Origin of the sequence: Mucilaginibacter pedocola, from assembly GCF_002013915.1 — a bacterium.
In the GTDB taxonomy this organism is placed as follows: Bacteria; Bacteroidota; Bacteroidia; order Sphingobacteriales; family Sphingobacteriaceae; genus Mucilaginibacter; species Mucilaginibacter pedocola.
Genome location: NZ_MBTF01000034.1, coordinates 335,706 through 355,944 on the forward strand (window position 1 = coordinate 335,706; position 20,239 = coordinate 355,944).

The following is a 20,239-nucleotide window of genomic DNA, read 5'->3' on the forward strand; positions in this document are numbered from 1 at the left end:
TTGATAAATGGCCATACAGGCAGAAGACGAAGAGATACTGAGCAAGTTTAGGGAAGAGAAAACCCGCAACGAAGCATTTAACATGCTGCTGAAAAAGTACCAGCAAAAGATATACTGGCATATACGCCGCATGGTGATAGACCATGATGATGCCGACGATATTACGCAGGATGTGTTCGTAAAAATATGGAAGAACCTGCCGGGTTTCCGTAACGATGCGCAACTATACACCTGGATGTACCGCATTGCCACAAACGAGTGCATTACCTTTTTAAATAAAAAGAAGCAAAAAAATAACATCCCGCTGGATGAGGTGGATTACGAGTTAGCGGACACACTATCGGCTAGCGACCATTTTACCGGCGACCAGATACAGCGCAAACTGCAGGAAGCTATATTAACACTGCCGGATAAGCAACGCCTGGTATTTAACATGAAGTACTTTGAAGATATGAAGTACGAAGAGATAAGCGAAGTGCTGGGCACCAGCGTGGGCGCGCTGAAAGCGTCGTTCCACCTGGCCGTGAAGAAGATAGAAGCTTTTGTTACCAATTCTGATTAAATTTTGAATTAACGTTAAACCTTTGGTAATTTTATTCATCTATAAGGGAGTATGAAAAGCGATATGGAGAATAAGGAGTGGGGCGACGAAGAAATGTCACTTAAACGGTTTACCCGAAATAACCCGTTTACAGTGCCGTCTGCCTATTTCGATGAAGCCGAGCAGCGCATTTTATCGTTAGTGAAATTAGATGAATTAAAAAGTACTGGCCCGGCAAATGGATTTACGGTGCCTGCAAATTATTTTGATGCGCTTTCGGCAAACATCAACAGCAGGATAAATATTGGCGTGGGCGCAAACGCGGAAGAAACCGGGTTTGCATTGCCTGCAAATTACTTTAACGAGTTGACGGCCAACATCAACAGCCGTATAAATATTGAGGTTGATGCCGGGGCGGAGAACCATGGCTTTGCTTTGCCTACCGGTTATTTTGACGAGCTTTCGGCTAATATTACCAGCCGCGTGAATATTGAAACAGAGGCAGAAGAGGAAACTTTTGCAGTACTCGCGGGTTATTTTGACGAACTTTCGGCTAATATTACCAGCCGTATAAATATAGAAATTGCGGCAGAAGAAGAAGCTTTTGCTATGCCTGCCGGTTATTTTGATGAGTTGACCAGCAAAATTCAAAGCCGTGTGGCTATTGAGGAGGCTGCCGGTGGCGAAGATTTTTTTACGGTGCCTGATGGGTACTTTGAAAACATGCAGCAGCAAATAACTGCCCGCATTGCTGTAGACGAACTATTAGAAGAAAAAGAAGCGGGCTTTGCCGTTCCGGATGGTTATTTTGAGGCGCTTAACCGCGACATTCTTAAAAAAACCGGAAACAAGGAAGAAGTTATACGTAAAACCATTGTGCGCAAGCTATTTGCCAGCAATAGCTTTAAGTATGCTACCGCTGCCTGCCTTGCTCTTATTGTTGGCGCAGGTGCCTTTCTAAGCCAGAACGGCTCGCAGGTTATTGTACCCGGGCAACCGGCGGCGCATCAGCATACTTTGCTGCACAGCGAGCTGGCCAATGTGCCTGTTGACGAAATAAGAGATTACCTTGAGCTAAATGTTGATGCCGGCGACGCAACCGGTTTGATACAGGATGATAAACAAATTAACACCAAAGCGCTGGCCGAAGACCTGAGCGACTATATTGATGTTAATTAAAATGCTACCCGTAAGTAATGAGTAAATTGTTCAGATATATTTTTATTGTATTATTTATTGCCGCAACAGCGGGCTACGAAGTATCTGCGCAAATACCTACCAATAGCCTGGTGCCCACCAATGGCGTAAAACGCAATTTACAACCAGGGGGTAACAAGGGTCTAGGCAAAAAAATAGAGGCTGCGCGCGATAAATTCCTTTCGCAGCAACTGGACCTTACCGATGACGAAGCCGATAAGTTTTGGCCGCTGTACCATCAATACCAGGAAGAACTAAAGGCCGTGCGCATACTGAAACGTATCAACAGCACCAGTGCATCTGGCAGCGCCCAGATTGATAAGGAACTTTATTACGACAACCAGATGCTTACTATCAAAAAGAAGTATCTGGATGAGTTTTTAAAGATCATTCCATCATCCAAAATAAGCATCCTCTACAAAAGCGAACGCGCCTTTAATGATGAGGTGATCAAACAACTCAGCGAACGCAGCATCAGAGCAGGCAATTAATTAGTTCACTTGTTCATTGGCCATTAGTTCATTGGTGGATAGCGGGTTAGCTTTTGTTGCTGATTTTAAAGCCCCGTTTGCCGTCCTCTTTCATTTTAAACCCTTAATTTTACCCGCATAGTACCACTGTTCATAGGCCTCTAAAACACCAATGAACAAATGAACCATTGAACTAATGAACAACAAAGAAATGCAATCTATCATCGGCTGGATACTCCGCGCAGGGGTGTTCATCTCTATGGCCATTGTATTTGTGGGTGGCGTGCTATACATCCTTCGCCACGGGCAGGAGCATGCCGATTATCATACTTTTAAAGGCATCCCGGCTTTCATTAATTCGCCAGAAGGAATTATCCATGGCATTTTAGAGTTTCGCGGGCAGGCCATCATACAGGCAGGTATTATATTGCTGATAGCCACCCCGGTTATCCGCATCGTATTTTCGGCCTTTGGCTTTGTTTTAGAGCGCGACTACCTTTACGTAGGCATTACGCTTATCGTTCTGCTCATCATCTTGTCGAGCATGCTGGGCGGGCACGCGGGGTAAAGGCCTCAGTTGGCTAATTTATCGCGGCACTATTGCATTCAGCGCCTATAGTTATCCTTCTGTTAAGTTTCGTTATCGCTGCCTTCCCTCCGACCTTCCCGCAAAAAGAGCTAAAAACTTTTATTAGCAATGCAGCTTGCCTCAAAAGGTAACCGAGTTTGATATTCAAAGTTGCATTTAAAAAGCTCCTCCGCTAACCAGCGGAGGCTTGGGGCCTCCTATTTGCACATCTTTTTTCTACCTTTACAATATGCATAGCCACGACCACAGCCACGCCGGACATCATCACCACGACCATGCGCCCAAGCTCGACCACCTCAACGCGGCCTTTATTTGGGGTATTGTCCTCAACTCGGCTTTTGTGCTTGTCGAAGCTATTGCCGGTTTTTGGAGCGGTTCGCTATCGCTGCTTACCGATGCAGGGCATAACCTTAGCGATGTGGCTTCGCTTGCCCTTGCGCTGCTGGCCTTTAAAATGAGCAAGGCAAAATCAAACAGTACTTACACTTACGGTTATAAACGTTCCACCATTATCGTATCGTTTTTCAATGCGGTAATATTGGTTGTCGCCGTAGGTTTTATTGTGTACGAAGCTGTAATGCGCTTTTTACAGCCCGAGAATATAGCGGGTGGCACGGTAGCATGGGTAGCTTTTATAGGTATTGCTATTAACGCTTTTACTGCCTGGCTTTTTGTGAAAGATAAAGATACCGACCTGAACGTAAAAGGTGCTTACCTGCACATGGCGGTCGATGCTATTGTATCTTTAGGCGTGGTGGTATCGGGTATTATTATCTACTTCAGCCATTGGTATTGGGTAGATAGCGTGGTGAGCATCATCATAGGCATTGTAATACTAACCGGCACCTGGAGCCTGCTGAAAGACAGCCTTCGCCTGGAGATGGATGGTGTACCCAAAGAAATGGACCTTGCCAAAATTAAGGCCGAACTGAAAAAGGCCAAAGGCGTAGTAGATGTGCACCACGTACATGTATGGGCCTTAAGCACAACAGAGAATGCACTAACCGCCCACCTGGTAATAAAACCACAGGACATGGCGGGTTTCAACGATATTAAGCACGACCTGCGCCATCGCCTGGAACACCTCTCCATCAGCCACAGTACCTTCGAACCCGAATTTCTAGATGAAGATTGCGGGCAGCCGAAGTGTTAGCAGCCATAATGAATAGCAAGGTAAAACTGCTGCTGCTGTTCTTTGCTGTGCTTTTAGTAGCATATTTTCTTTACAATTATAATCAACCATTGTGCGAGCGTTGTCTGCCAGGAAAGCAGTGCCCTCCCTGCGTTTCTAAAGAACAATATGCGCTTTTATACATTAGTGTATTTTTAGAATTAATAATTCTCTTGAGGCTTTTGTATATTTCGATAAAAAGGTAATTTACTCCGAAAATGAAAACCAACCGCAGAAAATTTATAGCAACCGCAGCAACCATGGCTGCCGGCGTGGCTGTTGCCAAAGCATTACCTCTTACAACTATGACAAATAAGTATCACATTGTGCACCATGCACTATTTTGGTTAAAAAATCCGGGCTCAATAGAAGACCGCGATAAATTGGTGGCAGGCGTAAAATCGCTTGGCAAAATAGCGCAGATAAAAGAGCTGCACGTAGGCATAGTAGCCAGCACCGAGAAACGCGATGTAGTTGATAACAGCTGGGCAGTATCAGAAGTGATGTTCTTTGCCAGCCTTGAAGACCAGGCCGCTTACCAAAGCCACCCTATCCATCAACAATTTATAAAAGACCATAGCCACCTTTGGGAGAAGGTTGTGGTGTACGATGCGATAGACGCTTAACACGATTTATGCTGGCTATTTGGACAGGATTAAGGGATTGATGGATTAAGACAAGATTTTTTCCTACACCGTTTCCAATTTGTCTATAATCCTTGCGAACAAAAGTTTGGAAGTTTTCGGGAGTACAGGCGCCATGCAAATCAGTTTTGCATTACTCCTACCTGCCGTGCTAAGTGCTGAAAAAACTCCAGCATTACGTTAGCGTGAAAACAATAAAGGCCCGATAGCAATACTATCGGGCCTCTTTGATATCTTAAAAACCTTATGCTTTTTTAGCAGCAGCTTTTTTAGCTTTTGGTTTTGGCGCTTCGGCTGGTGCTTCTGCTTCAACAGCTTCGGCAACAGGCTCAGCCGGTGCTTCTTCAGCAACAGGTGCGGTTGGCAATTCTTCGCTGAACAAAGGCAGATCTTTTAAGATCAGGAACCAGTTGATGATCTTCTTCATGTCGCTGGCGTATACCTTCTCTTCGTCATGATCAGGCGCTACTTCGCGGAAGAAGTTGCGCAGGGCTTTGCCATCATCTTTAACAGATGGTACGCTCGCAGCAGCTTTCATGCGTTCGAAAACGTCTACCAGTTTAATATCGTCTTCCAGCCCGAAGATGGTTATCTCGTTCAAAGCGGCCAATTTGGCGGTGCTCAGGTTGGCTATCAGTTTGGTTTTTTGCGCATCAAGGCTTTCTAAAACATAGCCGGTTTTGTTTTGCGCAAGCGCTTTCCACAAACCCGGTTTGCCCGATACCGCTACTATTCCTTGTAAATTCATTGTTCTTATATTGTTATGAGAGGTTATCAAAAGTTGGAAATGTTGAAAAGGTTAAAGAGGTTGGAAAACGTAATTTATCAAGCGATAAACATTTCAAACTATTTCAACTTCTCCAACCTTTCTAACTTTTTCCAACTTATTTTAACTATGCCTCAATTACTTCTACGCCTAAAATTTTATCACCCTGGCGAATGTCGTCAACTACGTCAACGTTCTCAACCACTTTACCAAATACGGTGTGGTGACGATCGAGGTGAGCAGTGTTTGCACGGCTGTGGCAGATAAAGAATTGTGAGCTGCCGGTGTTGCGCCCAGCATGAGCCATAGAAAGTACGCCACGGTCGTGGTATTGGTTTTCGCCGGTTAGTTCGCAGTCAATTTTGTAACCTGCGCCGCCAGCACCTGTACCGGTTGGGTCGCCACCCTGAACCATAAAGTTAGGGATAACGCGGTGAAACGTAACACCATCGTAAAAACCCGATTTAGCCAGTTTCAAAAAGTTAGCTACGGTGTTTGGGGCATCTTTATCGAAAAATTCAACGGTCATGTCGCCTTTTTCGGTTTTAATTATTGCTTTGCTCATAATTATTTTAAATAGGGTGCAAAGTTAATCATTTGAGGTGAAAGGAGAAAGCGCAAAGCTTAAGGCTTACAGTAGTACTTAATTAAGTATTTTGGGCGTTCCCTGCGGGCCGTGCTATACGCTGCAAATCCTCGCCCTTGCCTGCGCTAAAGGGCTCTCCCGCGGGCTGTGGGTTTTCCGCTGCTATCACTAACGCGGTTTATTTCAGCACCCCTATCCATTTCCACACCCTTGTAATACATTTATTCTTTAATCGTTACATTTGGTAATCATCAATCATATCAAAGTGATAAAAGCACTAAATAAATACTTCTCCCCTTTCACCTTTCTGCTTTTAGCTTTAAGCTTGCTGCCTTTCTTAACCAGGGCATCTTCCATTCTTATTCCTATGGACGAAGAACAGAAAGACCATCTTAAATCGTACGGAATTGCTTTTTGGGTGCTGAAGAACCAACAGGAGGTTGATTGGCTGCTGAACTATCGTGGCGGCAGCTTTTTAGTGAATTACGATAAAAAGATAGAAGATGAGTGCAAAATTCGCGGCGTAAGCTACGAGGTAATTGCCAATGCGGCAGCTACCCAGATCATTACCGAAGTAAGCGATCCATCAGTTAACATGGACCTGGTGAAACTGCAAAAGGCACCAAAAATGGCGGTGTATTCGCCAAAAAGTAAATTGCCATGGGATGATGCTGTTACCCTGGTTTTAAAATATGCCGAAATACCTTACGATGTTTTATACGACGAAGAAGTGATAAAAGGCGACCTGCCCAAGTACGACTGGCTGCACCTGCACCACGAAGATTTTACGGGGCAGTTCAGCAAGTTTTACGCATCGTACCGTTACGCGCAGTGGTATAACGATGATGTGAAAGCGCAAAACACCATGGCGCGTAAACTGGGCTTTCAAAAGGTATCACAAATGAAGCTGGCGGTGGTGGAGCACATACGCGATTTTTGTGCGGGGGGCGGCTTCCTGTTCGCTATGTGCAGCGGTACCGACACCTTTGATATTGCACTTTCTGCCTCCAATACCGATATATGCGGCCCCATGTTTGATGGTGATGCAGTGGACCCTGTCGCACAGAGCAAGCTGGATTTTACGCAAACTTTTGCCTTCCAGAATTTCCAGTTGGATATGAACCCCGAATCGCACCAGTTCAGCAATATTGACGTTACACCTACCCGGCAGGTAGATAGGACGAAGGATTTCTTCACCCTGTTCGATTTTTCGGCCAAGTGGGATGTGGTGCCCAGCATGCTCACCCAAAACCATGATAAAGTGATAAAAGGCTTTATGGGCCTTACTACCGCCTACAATAAAAACCGCCTGAAACCCGGCGTTACCATTATGGGCGAAATGAAAACCGCCAACGAGGCCCGCTACATTCACGGCGATTTCGGCAAGGGCCAGTGGACCTTCTACGGCGGCCACGACCCCGAAGATTACCAACACGCCGTTGGCGACCCGCCAACCGACCTGAAGCTGCATCCCAACTCGCCAGGCTACAGGCTCATATTGAATAACGTGTTATTCCCCGCGGCTAATAAGAAAAAGCAGAAGACGTAAGCCCCCTCCGCCCCCGGAAGGGGGAACTTTTGATTTGCAATACGAAAATACCTTAAAAGCGAAACGCAATGCCGACGGCATTGCGTTTCGCTGTTTCATCACATCAACTTCTGCTCCCCCTTCAGGGGGCTGGGGGGCCTGAGCTATGCTTTACTTCAGCCCATTCACAAACTCCACTATCGCCGTCACCAATTCAGGTTTTAGGGGCAGAGCTGGGTTGCTATAAGTAGCCATATTTTGCGTTTTATCGGCAGGGGCTTCTTTCAGCACATGGTTCATACCGGGGATAATTACCAGCTTGGCATCCGAATTGGCTTTTTTCAATTTCTCGGCATCTTCTACTGTTACCTGCTGGTCGGTTGTGCCTTGTAAAATTAAAGCCGGTATTTTAACACGCTTCATCAGCACATATGGGTCCCACCTAAACCACGACATGAGGTACGGTTGTATACTCGGTCTGGCTATATAATATAATTGGGGGTCTACATAATCGGTAGTTTTGCCTTTACGCAAACTATCAACAATTACCTTATACTGGTCGGCCAGGAATTTTGGCTGCGTTTTTTCTACTTGTTCCTGCACTATCTTTTCGGCGGGGCGGCCTGCGCCTGCAACAGATATAAAGCCTTTCACAGGCTGGTCGCGCACCGAAAGCATGCCGACAAGCGCACCTTCGCTATGCCCCAATACGATTACTTTGCTGAAACGCTGGTCTTCATTCAGCATTTGTACCAGGCTTACGGCATCGTCCACATAATCGGTAAAGCGCAGTTCTTTCTCTTTGGTTGATGATACACTTTGCCCCACCAGGCGTTTATCGTACCGTAAGGCGGCTATGCCGTTTTTACCCAGATCATTGGCCAGCATTTTATAGGTATTGCCATTAAGGCCGGTTTTAGAGCTGTTGCCATCGCGGTCGGTTGGGCCCGAGCCGGGAATGATGATAACTACCGGCACTTTGCCTTTGGCATCTTTAGGGATGCTTAACGTACCGGGGATAGTGCCGGTAAACATTTTTAAAAGCACAGGTTCCTCTTTTATAGAGGCATCCATTTGTATGGTTTTAGTTGCCTCGGTATAAGGCGTAAAAAAAACGCCTATCAATTTGTTCTGCGCGTTAAGCGAGAGATTCAGGAAAAATACCGCATTAGCAAATGTGGCCTTGTAAATAGCTGTTGGGGCTGCGTAGCGGTCTATAACCGCAGTGTTTAATGTACCCAACTGCGTTTTAATTTGGGTGGTGGTAGTATTCCATTTATCAGCCGGCATGCTGGCCTTCATTTCGGGGGCAAACATGGCGTAAATACTATCGGGCTTGTTGCTGTTATAAAACTGCGTAAATTTAGCAAGCACCGGGGCATAATTGGCCGGAACAGTTTGCGCCATGGCATTAAGCGCACAAACAAGGGCGAGAGCGGAAGCGTATAATTTCTTCATTCGGGGTTTAACCTGTTTATTCCTTGGGGTATTAGTGGCAAATTTATCAAAAAATAGAGAGCATTTTAGGCCATCTATTTTAAATTGCAGGGCAACTAATATGAATACCTAACGTAAAAAGGATATTAAGCATATTTAAAATTAATATTTTATTAAATTTGGAGTGTCCTAAACATACAATTATCGCATAAAAATCTACTAATAGTTAATGAGGGTTATAAAAGGGTGTTTGCTACTGCTAATGGTGGCGGTTTTTTATAGTTTTTGTTACGCCCAAACCGCATCAACAGTAATAAGGGGTAATATCTACATTCAAAATAATGCGGCTGCCGATGCTGCTACTGCCGTTTTGCTTAACGCTGCCGATTCGTCGGTAGTTGCCTCTGCTTTGGCCGATAATAAAGGCGCTTTCGAATTTAAATTTGTGCAGCCCGGTAATTACCTGGTGCTGGCGTCAAGGCTGGGCTATAACAAAGCATATTCGGCTGTTATTAAAGTAGCAGCCGGGCAGCAGGTTACTGTGCCATCAATTTATTTACAGCCCGCAAGCACCGAACTAAAAGAAGTTGCTGTTGTGGCTAAAAAACCATTCGTAGAAGTGCGCCCGGGCAAAACTATCATCAACCCGGCAGCAAGCATCACCGCCGATGGCAAAAACGCACTGGATATACTGGCCCAATCGCCGGGCGTAAAGGTGAGCAATAACGATGATGTAAGCATAAGCGGCAGGCAAAATGCCCTGATACTGCTCGACGGTAAAAATACCAACATGACGGGTGCCGACCTTGCAGCCTTACTCCGCAGTACCCAGGGCAGTAATATCGAGCGTATCGAACTCATTACCTCCGGCTCTGCCAAATACGATGCTACAGGCGGTGGCGTGGTGAACATAGTATTGAAGAAAGGTAAAAACATAGGCACCAACGGCACCATCAACCTTACGGCCGGCTATGGCAGGTATTACAAAGGCATTGCCGGCTTCACCTTCAATAGCCGCGGCAAGTATGTAAACGTATTCGGCTCGTACAATGCCAACGCCAATAAAACCTACCGTAATTTTTATACCGACCGAAACATCAATAGCGGAGGCGCACTTAGCAATTATTACCTTAACTACAACGGGCTGCAAAAAACCATCACCCATAATTACCGCCTCGGCGCCGATTTCACCCTGGCTGCCAACCATAACCTTGGCGTGCAGGTTTACGGCTTTGTTACCAATAACGATTTTGCCAAAAACAACAGCCTTAAAATATCTAACCAGGGCAAGCTCGATTCGGTGATACTGGTAGGCTCGTCAGTAGAGCGCGACTTCAGGAATATCAATTACAACATTAATTACTCAGGCAAGCTGGATAAAGCAGGGCGCACCCTTGCGGCAAGTGTAACTTATTTGCCCTACACCCGCCGGTCGGACGAGTATATTACCAATACATTTTTTGATGCAGCGGGTGCAGCGTATCGCGATGCTAACCAATTGCAAAACCTCTCGCCATCGCACAGGCGCAATATTACCGGGATGCTTGATTATAGCAACCCACTGGGCAAAACCGCCAAACTGGAGGCAGGTGTAAAATTCAGCCATACCAAAAGCGATAACGATTTAACCTTCGGGCCAAAAGTAGGCAGCGTTTATACTATCGACCCAACCTTCAGTAATAGCTTTTTGTATAAGGAAGATGTGCAGGCCGGTTACTTAAACTATACTGCCGCCTTTGGTAAATTTGATATGGTTGCGGGCCTGCGTGGCGAGTACACCCATGCGATTGGCAGCTCTTTAGGGGTGAATGAAACGGTGCCCAAGGTAAACACCTTCAATTATTTAAAGCTGTTCCCCAATGTGATGCTGCATTATGTGAAGAATGATAAGAACGAGTATACCTTAACCTTCGCCCGTGGCATTATGCGCCCCGATTACGAAAGCCTGAACCCGTTTTTGTATTACATAGACCCCTACGATTTCCAGAGCGGTAACCCGTACCTACAGCCCGAGTATACCAATACCGTTACGCTAACCTATCTGTATAACCAAAGTATTTCGGTAAGCCTTTATGCGGGACAGACTACAGGTGCAAACTTCACCTTCTACACCCAAAACGATGCCACCAAGGTGAACACTACCACCATGCGCAACCTGGGGAATGTAAAAGATATTGGCTTACAGGTAAGTTTGCCTAACGAGTTTACCTCCTGGTGGAAAAGCCAGTTGGATGTTAACGCCGGCTATTACCATTACAGCGCTTACCCCGAAAACGGCAGTTTTGAAAGAGGTGCAACAGATATCATCTTCAACACCACCCAAAGCTTCGCGCTAACCAAAAGCCTTGCGTTTGAAGTAATGGGCTATTACGAAACTGCCAACCAATACGGCGTACGCCGCTTTAGGCCAAATTATTATATGAATGCGGGGTTAAGCACGCTGGTATTAGGTAAGCGCGGCAAGCTAAGCCTCAACGTTACCGATATATTCAACACCAATCGCGACAGAGCCTACGCCCTTTACCAAAACATAGACCTGCGGGTGGCAGGCAAACCCGAAACACGCATAGCACGCTTAAGCTTCACCTACCGCTTTGGTAAAACAACCGTAAAGGCAGCCACCAAACACGAAACCGGTACCGAACAGGAGCAGGACAGGATGCGTAAGGCGACAAACTGATAAAGGTTGATAGAAGTTAGAAAAGTTGGAAGATGTTGGAAAAAGCGCGCCATGGGTGCGCAATGTTGGTAGAATATCATCAAGCCACATAAAAGCGCGCCGTTAGGTGCGAAACAAACGGTGTTGCATACCTGCGGCATGCCATAAACGTTTTGTGCGTTATCTACCGACATTTTGCACCGATGGTGCACCAAAATAAAAGCGTTATTTCATGTTGACGAATATCGTTTTTGCAGAAACCGGACGTGAAGTTTTTATTATCTCTCCAACGCTTCCTGCGCTTTTTGTATCCAGTTCTCTCCGGGTTTCAGGTATTTATCGGGCTTTATGCCGGTGGCATCTATCCCTTCGCCTTTATCAAGACGACGGCTGCGCGATGTAGAGTAACGCAGGATGTAAGGCATACACGAAAATGGCGCTTCTACCCAGTTAGAGTAATCCAACGTGCCCGAGGTATTTTCGCCCATCAGGGTTACTTTGCTGCTTTGGCGCGCAAACAGCAGAAATTGTTCGGTACTGCTGGCCACGTTTTTATTTACCAGGATAACTATTTTTTGCGGATAGGGAAGTTTGGTAAAATTATTTATCACGCCATCCGGCGAGTTTACCACCCATTTGCCTTTGTTGGCTTCCAGTAGTTTTACGGTTGCCCTAAGCGAGTTTTTATTTTCCTCCGAACGTTCTTCATCATCCAACTTTGCTGCCCAGCCTTTTATGTTGGCATCGGTAGATAGCAGGCTTGCGCCTGTTTGCTTTACAGGGTTAGTGTAAACATATTGCATCAGCGGGCCGTAGGTATAATCAGAACCGCCGCCATTATCACGCAGGTCTAATACCAAATTGGGTGTGGTTTTCAGCGCTTCGGCATTTGCCTTTACCACCGAATCGATGTTTTTTGCATTGTATGCCTCAAAGCTGGATATTTTAAGATAGAGCGTTTTATCAGATAATTTTCGTGAAGCCACGGGTTCCCATTTGCCGGAAGAACGGGCGGGTTTGGTGTTCTCGCGGTGCCAGTCGCCCCAGATGGCATCTTTGCCGAAGTAGAAGGTTTCGGGTTTTGGTTTGCCGTTCAGCATGTATAAAGCGCCGGCGGCCAGGCTATCGCTTACCATTTTGCCTTCCCATTTTATCATGCCTTTTTTCCATCCAGGCAGGTTCGAGCTTACAATTACGGCAATGTAATCGTGCAGCTCGGTTTTATCCTTCATCACCGCTATCTTGTACTTAGCCGCATCGTGAAAATCGTAAATGCCCTCAAAGCCTGTCGATTTGCGCAACTCGGCAATCTTCTCATCGCTTACCGGGATAATTTCGCGCTGCGCCATGTACGCCGAATCTAACTTGGCAGCATCAAAATTCATGCGTATGGCAACATGATGGTCTTTAAACTTGGCCAAAAACTGGTTGATGATGAGCAGGCATTTCTCGGGTGCGTTGGGCAGTTTGGTAAATGCCCTGTATTGGGCAACCAGCTTATCATATTTGGGCTTGGTCATCTGCGCCTGCTTATCTTTAAAGCCGGCGTAGTTTTGTTCCATAAAGTTTTTGATGTAGGTAAACTCGGTTTCGCAATTGCAGGTTTGGGCAGATACTTTGCCGGCTATGGCAATTGCAGCAATAAATAAAAGTAGGCGTTTCATTTTGGGTAGAGGGCTGTTTAGGCTCTCAATTTACAAGTTTAAACTTGTTATTGAAACGGGTCTATGCCTTTGCAACCGTTTCTTTACAAAAGCCCGGCGCTTAACCAACACGTTCTTCGCGGTATTTACCTTTGATATGCGTAACAAAGAAATTGCCTAACGATACGCTCCGAAGGAATTTCTTTAATACCGCCGGTTTAAAGTTGAAGTACTGCCAAACGCCGCTATTCTCTTTAAATTCTAACTCGAGCGTAAGGGTTTCAGCATCGTACCCAATGCTTTGCAGGGCCGATGATTGTACGGGTATCCGTTGCATATGTATAGAGCAACCGAAAGTAGAAAAGGTTTTTAGGGCTGCGCCCTACTGATGATGATACGGCTCTCCTTTAATTATCGTAAAGGCCCTGTACAATTGCTCTACAAAAAACAGGCGTACCATTTGGTGCGAGAAAGTCATGCGGCTGAGGGATAGCTTATCGTTGGCACGCTGGTAAACCGACTGGTCGAACCCGTAAGGGCCACCCACTACGAACACCAGGCTGGCTACCGAGCTGATGGCGCGCTTATTTAAATAATTGGCGAACTGTACCGACGTGAACTCCTGCCCTGCTTCGTCTAACAATATTAAATGGTCTTGAGGGGTTATTTTTTTCAGGATGAGTTCGGCTTCTTTACTCTTTTGCTGCTCCTCGGTGAGGGCTTTGGTATTCTTCAGCTCGGGTATATCTGCAAGTTCAAGCTTGGTGTAGTGTTTTAACCGTTTCACGTACTTTTCTATCCCTTCCTTCAGGTAAGCATCTTCGGTTTTACCAACGGTTATAAAAGTCACTCTCATTGCAGGCGCTAAATGTTGTGTATTTGTTGTAAAATTGAACCCGGGCAAAATTACCCAAAATAAAGCGCAGCTACCTCCATGAACCAAAATATTATAACCCGATACCAAACGCTGGCAACGCAAGCCGGGCAGCAGGCCGACGAATTTAGAAAGCTGGCCAATTTTTATTCACTGTCGCGCCTTGGCGTGTTCGGGTTAATGATATTCGCCGTAACGCTTACCATCTCGTTCGATAATTTTTACATTGCCGGCATAGGCATAGTTTTACTGCTATTGGTATTTGCCTGGCTGGTAGCGCGCCAGGGGGTATACGAGCGCGAGCGCGACTACTACCTCAACCTGCAAAAAGTGACATTAAACGAATTGGCCGACGATAACCTGTATAACAACGGGCAACAGTTCAATAACGATAAACATTTCTACACGTCGGACCTGGATATCTTCGGACCAGCATCCTTATTCCAATTGATAAACCGTGCGGCTACAGCAACGGGCAATAACAAACTCGCCGGCTGGTTAAAAGCGCCCGCATCGCGTAAAGTTATCCTGCAGCGCCAGCAAGCCACCACCGAGGTAGATACCGAATGGAAACTCCAGTTACAGGCGCTGTTACTCTTCGCCAATACCGAAGCCCCTACGCGCTTGCCCAATCTGTTTAGGTTTTTGCAAATGCCGCTCAACCTCCCGGGCGAAAAAGCTTTAGAAAAATACGCTAAAATTGCCCCTTACCTGTTGGCGGCAGGTATTGTTGCAGCGGTTTTTATGCCCGTATTAAAGGTGATACCTGTGCTGATGGGCCTTATCCATTTAGGCATTGTATTTTCAAAAGCGGCTTACATCCGCAAAACCGACGTAGTGGCCGATAAAATTGGCAAAGTGCTCAACAGCTATGCCGATGTTTTCCGCAAAATTGAAACCTACGATTGGAAAGCCGAATACACCGCTGCCCTGGCTCAAAAGCTGAAGGACGATAAAACATCTGAAAAAATAAAAGAGCTGGCCGAGCTAATTAATAAGCTTAACTACCACCTCAATATGATAGTCGGCGTGGTGCTTAATGCTTTTTTTCTGTGGGATATTAAGCAGATAACCGCCATTGAGAACTGGAAACGCAGCAACAGCAAAAACATAGAGGAAGCCTTTGATGTAATAGCCGAATTTGAGGCGCTCATCAGCATAGCGGTACCCACCCTTAATTATACCGATTGGACAGTTCCCGTTATTGCAGAAACAGAAGGCTACACGCTTACCGCCACCAACATCGCCCATCCGCTCATCCGTAACGGCAACCGTGTGGCTAATGATTACGAACTGAATGATGCCCTGCATATCGATATCATCACCGGCAGTAATATGGCGGGCAAGAGTACTTTTTTACGTACCATAGGCATCAACGCCGTGCTGGCGCTGGCGGGTGCAAAGGTTTGCGCATCGGCCATGCAGGTATCGGTAGTTACCATTGTAAGCTATATGCGTATTAAAGATAACCTGAACGAAAGCACATCAACATTTAAAGCCGAGCTCGACCGACTGCAAATGCTGCTGGCGGCCGTGGAGAACGAAGAGCGCGTTTTCTTTTTGATAGACGAGATGCTGCGCGGTACCAACTCGGTTGATAAATACCTGGGGAGCAAAGCGGTGATAGAGCAGCTAATAGCCAAAAAAGGCGTAGGCATGGTAGCCACTCACGACTTGCAGATAGCCCGACTGGAAGACAAATACCCGGCCTACGTACGCAACTATTATTTCGACATACAAATCATCAACGGCGAAATGCTGTTCGATTACAAACTGAAATACGGCGAGTGCAAAACCTTCAACGCGTCACTGTTGCTAAAGCAAATCGGAATTGAATTTACAGAGGATTGATGTGCAGATGAAGCTCTTTTTAAACATCGGAAAAAAATGCGACAGGGATTGGAAGGGTTTAGCCACGGTGCGGTGGGGGCGAGCGGGGCAACGGGGCCGGAGCGCAGCGCAGCCCTGGAAAGCCCGGTCCGCAGGGGGCGCCATCATCTCATTTTCGGAACTCGAATGTTAAAGAATTAAGCAAATGGGCAGAAATGAAAACGGATGATATATTGAATCCTCATTCTAACTTCTCTAACCTCCCCACCAACCACTCACCTAATCAACCACTCTCTTTCGCCCTAAACCCATAATCTCTACCAAACTAACCGTCATTTTTCTTATTTTCGCCCCCTCACACGCGCAATTAATAAAATGGACTATCAATTTAAGGAAATAGAGAAGAAGTGGCAGCAGTTTTGGGCAGATAACCACACCTTTAAGGCCGAAAATAATACCGATAAACCCAAGTACTATGTACTGGATATGTTCCCCTACCCAAGTGGTGCCGGGCTTCATGTTGGCCACCCGCTGGGCTATATAGCATCAGACATTTTTGCGCGTTACAAACGCTTAAAAGGCTTTAACGTATTGCACCCAATGGGCTACGACAGCTTCGGCCTACCCGCCGAGCAATACGCCATACAAACCGGGCAGCACCCTTTGGTAACTACCGAAGATAACATTGCCACCTACCGCCGCCAGCTGGACCAGATAGGTTTCTCGTTCGATTGGAGCCGTGAGGTGCGCACCAGCAGTCCGGATTATTACAAATGGACGCAGTGGATATTTATGCAGTTGTTCAACAGCTGGTATAATAAAGATGCGGACAAGGCTGCGCCGATAACTGAATTGGTTGCACATTTTGAAAGCAAAGGCAGCGCCGGCATAAACGCCGTGTGCGACGAAGATATTTTGAGCTTTACCGCCGAGGAGTGGAAAGCCTTTAGCGAAGCGGAACAACAAACCGAATTGCTGAAATACCGCCTAACTTACCTGCGCGAAAGTACCGTTAACTGGTGCGCCGCATTGGGTACCGTATTGGCGAACGACGAGGTGAAAGATGGATTTAGCGAGCGCGGCGGCTACCCTGTTGAGCAAAAGAAAATGATGCAGTGGAGTATGCGCATCACCGCCTATGCTCAACGCCTTTTGGAAGGTTTAGATACCATTGACTGGCCCGAACCTTTGAAAGAAATGCAGCGCAACTGGATAGGAAAAAGCGTTGGCGCTTCGGTTAAATTCCCTGTAGAAAATAGCAGCGAGGTTATCGAAGTGTTTACCACACGTGTTGATACCATCTTCGGTGTAACCTTTGTTGTGCTGGCACCGGAGCATGAGTTGGTTGCCCAATTAACTACACCAGAGCAAAAAGCTACTGTTGAAGAATACATTGCCAAAACCAAAAAGAAAAGCGAGCTGGACCGCATGGCCGATACAAAAACCGTATCGGGTGCATTTACCGGCAGCTATGTATTAAACCCACTGAACGGCGAGAAGATACAACTTTGGATAGCCGATTACGTACTGGCAGGCTATGGTACAGGTGCTGTAATGGCCGTACCAAGCGGCGACCAACGCGATTACCTTTTCGCTAAACACTTCGACTTGCCGGTAGTGCAGATATTGGATATTCAAAAGATAGATACCGAAGCCGACCCGACCAAGGAAGGCACCTACATCAATTCGGACTTTATGAACGGGTTGGATTACAAAGCAGGTACCGCCGCCGTAATTGCCAAACTGGAATCGATAGGCTCTGGTAAAGCAAAAGTGAACTTCAGGATGCGCGATGCCATTTTTGGCCGCCAGCGCTACTGGGGCGAGCCGGTGCCGGTTTACTTTAAAAACGGTTTGCCCTACTTAATCAAGGAAAGCGAACTGCCATTGTTGTTGCCCGAGATAGATAAGTACTTACCAACCGAAACCGGCGAACCGCCATTAGGCCGTGCTACGGATTGGAAACACGCCGAGGGCGAGTACGAACTGAGCACCATGCCGGGTTGGGCGGGTAGCAGCTGGTACTGGTACCGCTATATGGATGCGCAAAACGAAACGGACTTTGCATCGAAAGAAGCTATTGACTACTGGAAAGCGGTTGACTTATACATTGGCGGCAGCGAGCATGCCACCGGCCACTTGCTCTACAGCCGTTTCTGGAACAAGTTTTTAAAGGATATAGGCAAAACGCCGGAGGAAGAGCCTTTCAAAAAATTGATCAACCAGGGGATGATACAGGGCAGAAGTAACTTTGTGTACCGCCTGATAGATGCTGAAGGCAAAGGCACCAATACTTTTGTATCGCACGGATTGATAAAAGAATACAATACTTCGCCTATACACGTAGACGTAAATATTGTAGAGAACGATGTGCTTAACCAGGCTAAGTTTAAAGCATGGAGGCCTGATTTTGCCGAAGCAGAGTTTATATTAGAGAATGGCAAATACGTTTGCGGTGTTGAGATAGAAAAAATGTCGAAACGCTACTACAACGTAGTGAACCCTGATGATTTGGCTCAACGTTACGGTGCCGATACCCTGCGTATGTACGAAATGTTCTTAGGCCCGCTGGAGCAAAGCAAGCCGTGGAACACCAACGGCATTGAGGGTGTGTTCAAATTCCTGCGTAAATTCTGGAAGTTGTTCCACGATGCGGACTTTAATTTTAACGTGAGTGATGCCGAGCCAACTAAGGCAGAGTTTAAATCGCTGCATAAAATTATCCAGAAGGTAGAGCAGGATATTGAGCGTTTCTCGTTCAATACTTCGGTTTCCAGCTTCATGATAGCCGTGAATGAACTTACCGATCTAAAATGCAACAAGCGCGCTATTTTGCAGGACCTGGTTATTATTCTTGAACCATACGCACCGCATATTTGCGAGGAGCTTTGGGAGCTGTTGGGCTATACCAAAGGCAAATTATCATACGCAGCATACCCAACTTTCAATCCGGCTTATTTGGTAGAGGATGAGTTTAGCTACCCTATCTCTATCAACGGTAAAATGAAAACCAACATCGCTTTGTCGTTAGCCCTTGGTAACGATGAGATAGAGGCCATCATCCGCTCGCATGCCGACGTACAAAAATACCTCGACGGCAAATCGCCTAAAAAGGTAATTGTTGTGAAGGGCAGGATAGTGAATATAGTGCTGTAACAAAATAGCATACCGATAAAAGCGGGGGGATGTGCGATTCCTTCCCTGGGGAAGGTGTAGGAAGGGGTTTAGCCACAATGCAAATACGCTTGGCATTGTGGTTAAACCCCTCCCTGCCTTTGCGCTCATGCCCGGCACACCCCTCCCCCGGGAGGGAATTTTAAAAATCCCAATAGAATGCCTAAAGCAACAACTGCACCCAAACACATCCCGCAGGTAGACTATATCCGGGCAATTGCATCGGTCGGGGTGGCGTTGTTCCATTTGGGTGGCAAGGCTTTGCCGGTTTTAAAATATGGCTGGCTGGGGGTACACATGTTTTTTGTACTATCCGGCTTTATTATTTTTAAGGCCATCCCGCAAAACTACAGTTGGCGTTTGGCGCCGAAGTTTATTGCTAAACGAATTATCCGCATCGAGCCTCCTTATATTATCTCCATTGCGGTGGTATTGCTGATAAACCTTATTATGGCGGGCCTATCGCTGGCACCATATACCAAACCCGATTGGGCTAACCTTGCGGGGCATTTGGCCTATATCAACAATTTTAGCGATGCTCAATATGTTAACCCCGTTTATTGGACGCTGGGCATCGAGTTTCAATTTTACCTTTTTGTTGCTTTGGCCTTTCCGCTATTGAACAATAAATGGGGGGCTTGGGCTTTACTGGGCTTGTCGGTATTATCACATTATCTGCATTTGCCCGGAGCCAACCTATTGGGCTTATTCCCTGTTTTTGCGTTGGGTATATTATTTTACCTGTACTCTACCCAAAAAACAACGCTATTAACGGCACTACTTTTCGCCCTGCCCATAACCTTCATCAGTTATTTAAATATGGGCTGGATGGAAACTTCTGCTGGCTGGTTCGCGCTAATATTGCTGGCCTTGCCACTTAAGGCAAACCGCATTATCGGCTTTTTTTCCGCTATATCATTCTCGCTATACCTCACGCACGATACCGTTGGCAGCCGCCTGGTAGCCACTATGGGGCAGCACCTGCCTAAAACCTTTGGTTTTAAAGCACTGGAGTTTGGCACAGGCATTATTGTAAGCATCCTATTTGCCTATGCCTTTTACATTTTGGTAGAAAAACCCTGCCTCAAACTTTCCAAACGCATCACTTATAGCTAATTACCATTAGTGTA

17 protein-coding genes are annotated in these 20,239 nt (G+C 46.3%); 11 read left to right on the plus strand and 6 right to left on the minus strand.

The window, feature by feature from the left end; genetic code table 11:
• Nucleotides 1–7: 7 nt before the first annotated feature.
• The 6 genes from BC343_RS21980 to BC343_RS22005 all read left to right on the plus strand — a co-directional run bounded on the left by BC343_RS21980 (nt 8) and on the right by BC343_RS22005 (nt 4,594).
• Nucleotides 8–562, plus strand: coding sequence for an RNA polymerase sigma factor (locus BC343_RS21980; protein ID WP_078349935.1), 555 nt, complete (start codon nt 8–10; stop codon nt 560–562).
• Nucleotides 563–613: 51 nt separating this feature from the next.
• Nucleotides 614–1,720 carry a hypothetical protein gene (locus tag BC343_RS21985; RefSeq protein ID WP_078349936.1) on the plus strand — a complete coding sequence of 369 codons (1,107 nt, stop codon included), beginning with the start codon at nt 614–616 and terminating at the stop codon, nt 1,718–1,720.
• Between the two features lie 17 nt (nt 1,721–1,737).
• Nucleotides 1,738–2,229 (plus strand): hypothetical protein, encoded by a 492-nt coding sequence (locus BC343_RS21990; protein WP_078349938.1) that lies wholly within the window; start codon nt 1,738–1,740, stop codon nt 2,227–2,229.
• Nucleotides 2,230–2,404: 175 nt separating this feature from the next.
• Nucleotides 2,405–2,776 (plus strand): DUF1634 domain-containing protein, encoded by a 372-nt coding sequence (locus BC343_RS21995; RefSeq protein WP_078349940.1) that lies wholly within the window; start codon nt 2,405–2,407, stop codon nt 2,774–2,776.
• Between the two features lie 250 nt (nt 2,777–3,026).
• Nucleotides 3,027–3,950 carry a cation diffusion facilitator family transporter gene (locus BC343_RS22000; protein ID WP_078349942.1) on the plus strand — a complete coding sequence of 308 codons (924 nt, stop codon included), beginning with the start codon at nt 3,027–3,029 and terminating at the stop codon, nt 3,948–3,950.
• Nucleotides 3,951–4,186: 236 nt separating this feature from the next.
• A complete protein-coding gene (locus tag BC343_RS22005; protein ID WP_078349944.1) occupies nt 4,187–4,594 on the plus strand; it encodes a Dabb family protein in 408 nt (135 codons plus the stop codon).
• A 262-nt stretch (nt 4,595–4,856) separates the two neighbouring features.
• Here the strand turns inward: BC343_RS22005 and BC343_RS22010 are convergent, their stop codons facing one another.
• Both BC343_RS22010 and BC343_RS22015 read right to left on the minus strand, forming a co-directional pair.
• Nucleotides 4,857–5,360: a DUF5606 family protein gene (locus tag BC343_RS22010; protein WP_078349945.1), complete on the minus strand. Its 504-nt coding sequence runs from the start codon at nt 5,358–5,360 to the stop codon at nt 4,857–4,859.
• 145 nt (nt 5,361–5,505) lie between these two features.
• Nucleotides 5,506–5,943, minus strand: a complete 438-nt coding sequence (locus tag BC343_RS22015) for a peptidylprolyl isomerase (protein ID WP_078349947.1) — start codon at nt 5,941–5,943, stop codon at nt 5,506–5,508.
• A gap of 388 nt (nt 5,944–6,331) precedes the next feature.
• Here BC343_RS22015 and BC343_RS22020 point away from each other — a divergent pair, with 388 nt between their 5' ends.
• Nucleotides 6,332–7,513 (plus strand): asparagine synthetase B, encoded by a 1,182-nt coding sequence (locus BC343_RS22020; RefSeq protein ID WP_143822316.1) that lies wholly within the window; start codon nt 6,332–6,334, stop codon nt 7,511–7,513.
• 150 nt (nt 7,514–7,663) lie between these two features.
• Here the strand turns inward: BC343_RS22020 and BC343_RS22025 are convergent, their stop codons facing one another.
• A complete protein-coding gene (locus BC343_RS22025) occupies nt 7,664–8,950 on the minus strand; it encodes an alpha/beta fold hydrolase (protein WP_078349948.1) in 1,287 nt (428 codons plus the stop codon).
• A gap of 208 nt (nt 8,951–9,158) precedes the next feature.
• Between BC343_RS22025 and BC343_RS22030 the strand changes: the two genes are divergently transcribed.
• Nucleotides 9,159–11,609, plus strand: coding sequence for an outer membrane beta-barrel protein (locus BC343_RS22030; protein WP_078349950.1), 2,451 nt, complete (start codon nt 9,159–9,161; stop codon nt 11,607–11,609).
• Between the two features lie 257 nt (nt 11,610–11,866).
• Here BC343_RS22030 and BC343_RS22035 read toward each other — a convergent pair whose 3' ends face one another.
• The 3 genes from BC343_RS22035 to rlmH all read right to left on the minus strand — a co-directional run bounded on the left by BC343_RS22035 (nt 11,867) and on the right by rlmH (nt 14,087).
• Complete coding sequence (locus BC343_RS22035) at nt 11,867–13,252, minus strand: S41 family peptidase (RefSeq protein ID WP_078349951.1); 1,386 nt, start codon at nt 13,250–13,252, stop codon at nt 11,867–11,869.
• Nucleotides 13,253–13,352: 100 nt separating this feature from the next.
• Entirely contained in the window at nt 13,353–13,568 is a 216-nt protein-coding gene (locus BC343_RS22040) for a KTSC domain-containing protein (protein WP_078349952.1), read from the minus strand.
• A gap of 45 nt (nt 13,569–13,613) precedes the next feature.
• On the minus strand, nt 13,614–14,087 hold the full coding sequence (gene rlmH / locus BC343_RS22045) for a 23S rRNA (pseudouridine(1915)-N(3))-methyltransferase RlmH (protein WP_078349953.1): 474 nt from the start codon (nt 14,085–14,087) through the stop codon (nt 13,614–13,616).
• Between the two features lie 1,293 nt (nt 14,088–15,380).
• On the opposite strand from rlmH, the gene BC343_RS31995 reads away from it, so the two are divergent.
• The 3 genes from BC343_RS31995 (at nt 15,381) to BC343_RS22060 (ending at nt 20,225) form a co-directional block, all read left to right on the plus strand.
• Nucleotides 15,381–15,956, plus strand: a complete 576-nt coding sequence (locus BC343_RS31995; RefSeq protein WP_394333386.1) for a MutS-related protein — start codon at nt 15,381–15,383, stop codon at nt 15,954–15,956.
• Nucleotides 15,957–16,310: 354 nt separating this feature from the next.
• Nucleotides 16,311–19,091, plus strand: a complete 2,781-nt coding sequence (gene leuS / locus BC343_RS22055; RefSeq protein ID WP_078349955.1) for a leucine--tRNA ligase — start codon at nt 16,311–16,313, stop codon at nt 19,089–19,091.
• Nucleotides 19,092–19,268: 177 nt separating this feature from the next.
• Nucleotides 19,269–20,225 (plus strand): acyltransferase family protein, encoded by a 957-nt coding sequence (locus BC343_RS22060; protein WP_078349956.1) that lies wholly within the window; start codon nt 19,269–19,271, stop codon nt 20,223–20,225.
• Nucleotides 20,226–20,239: the final 14 nt, after the last annotated feature.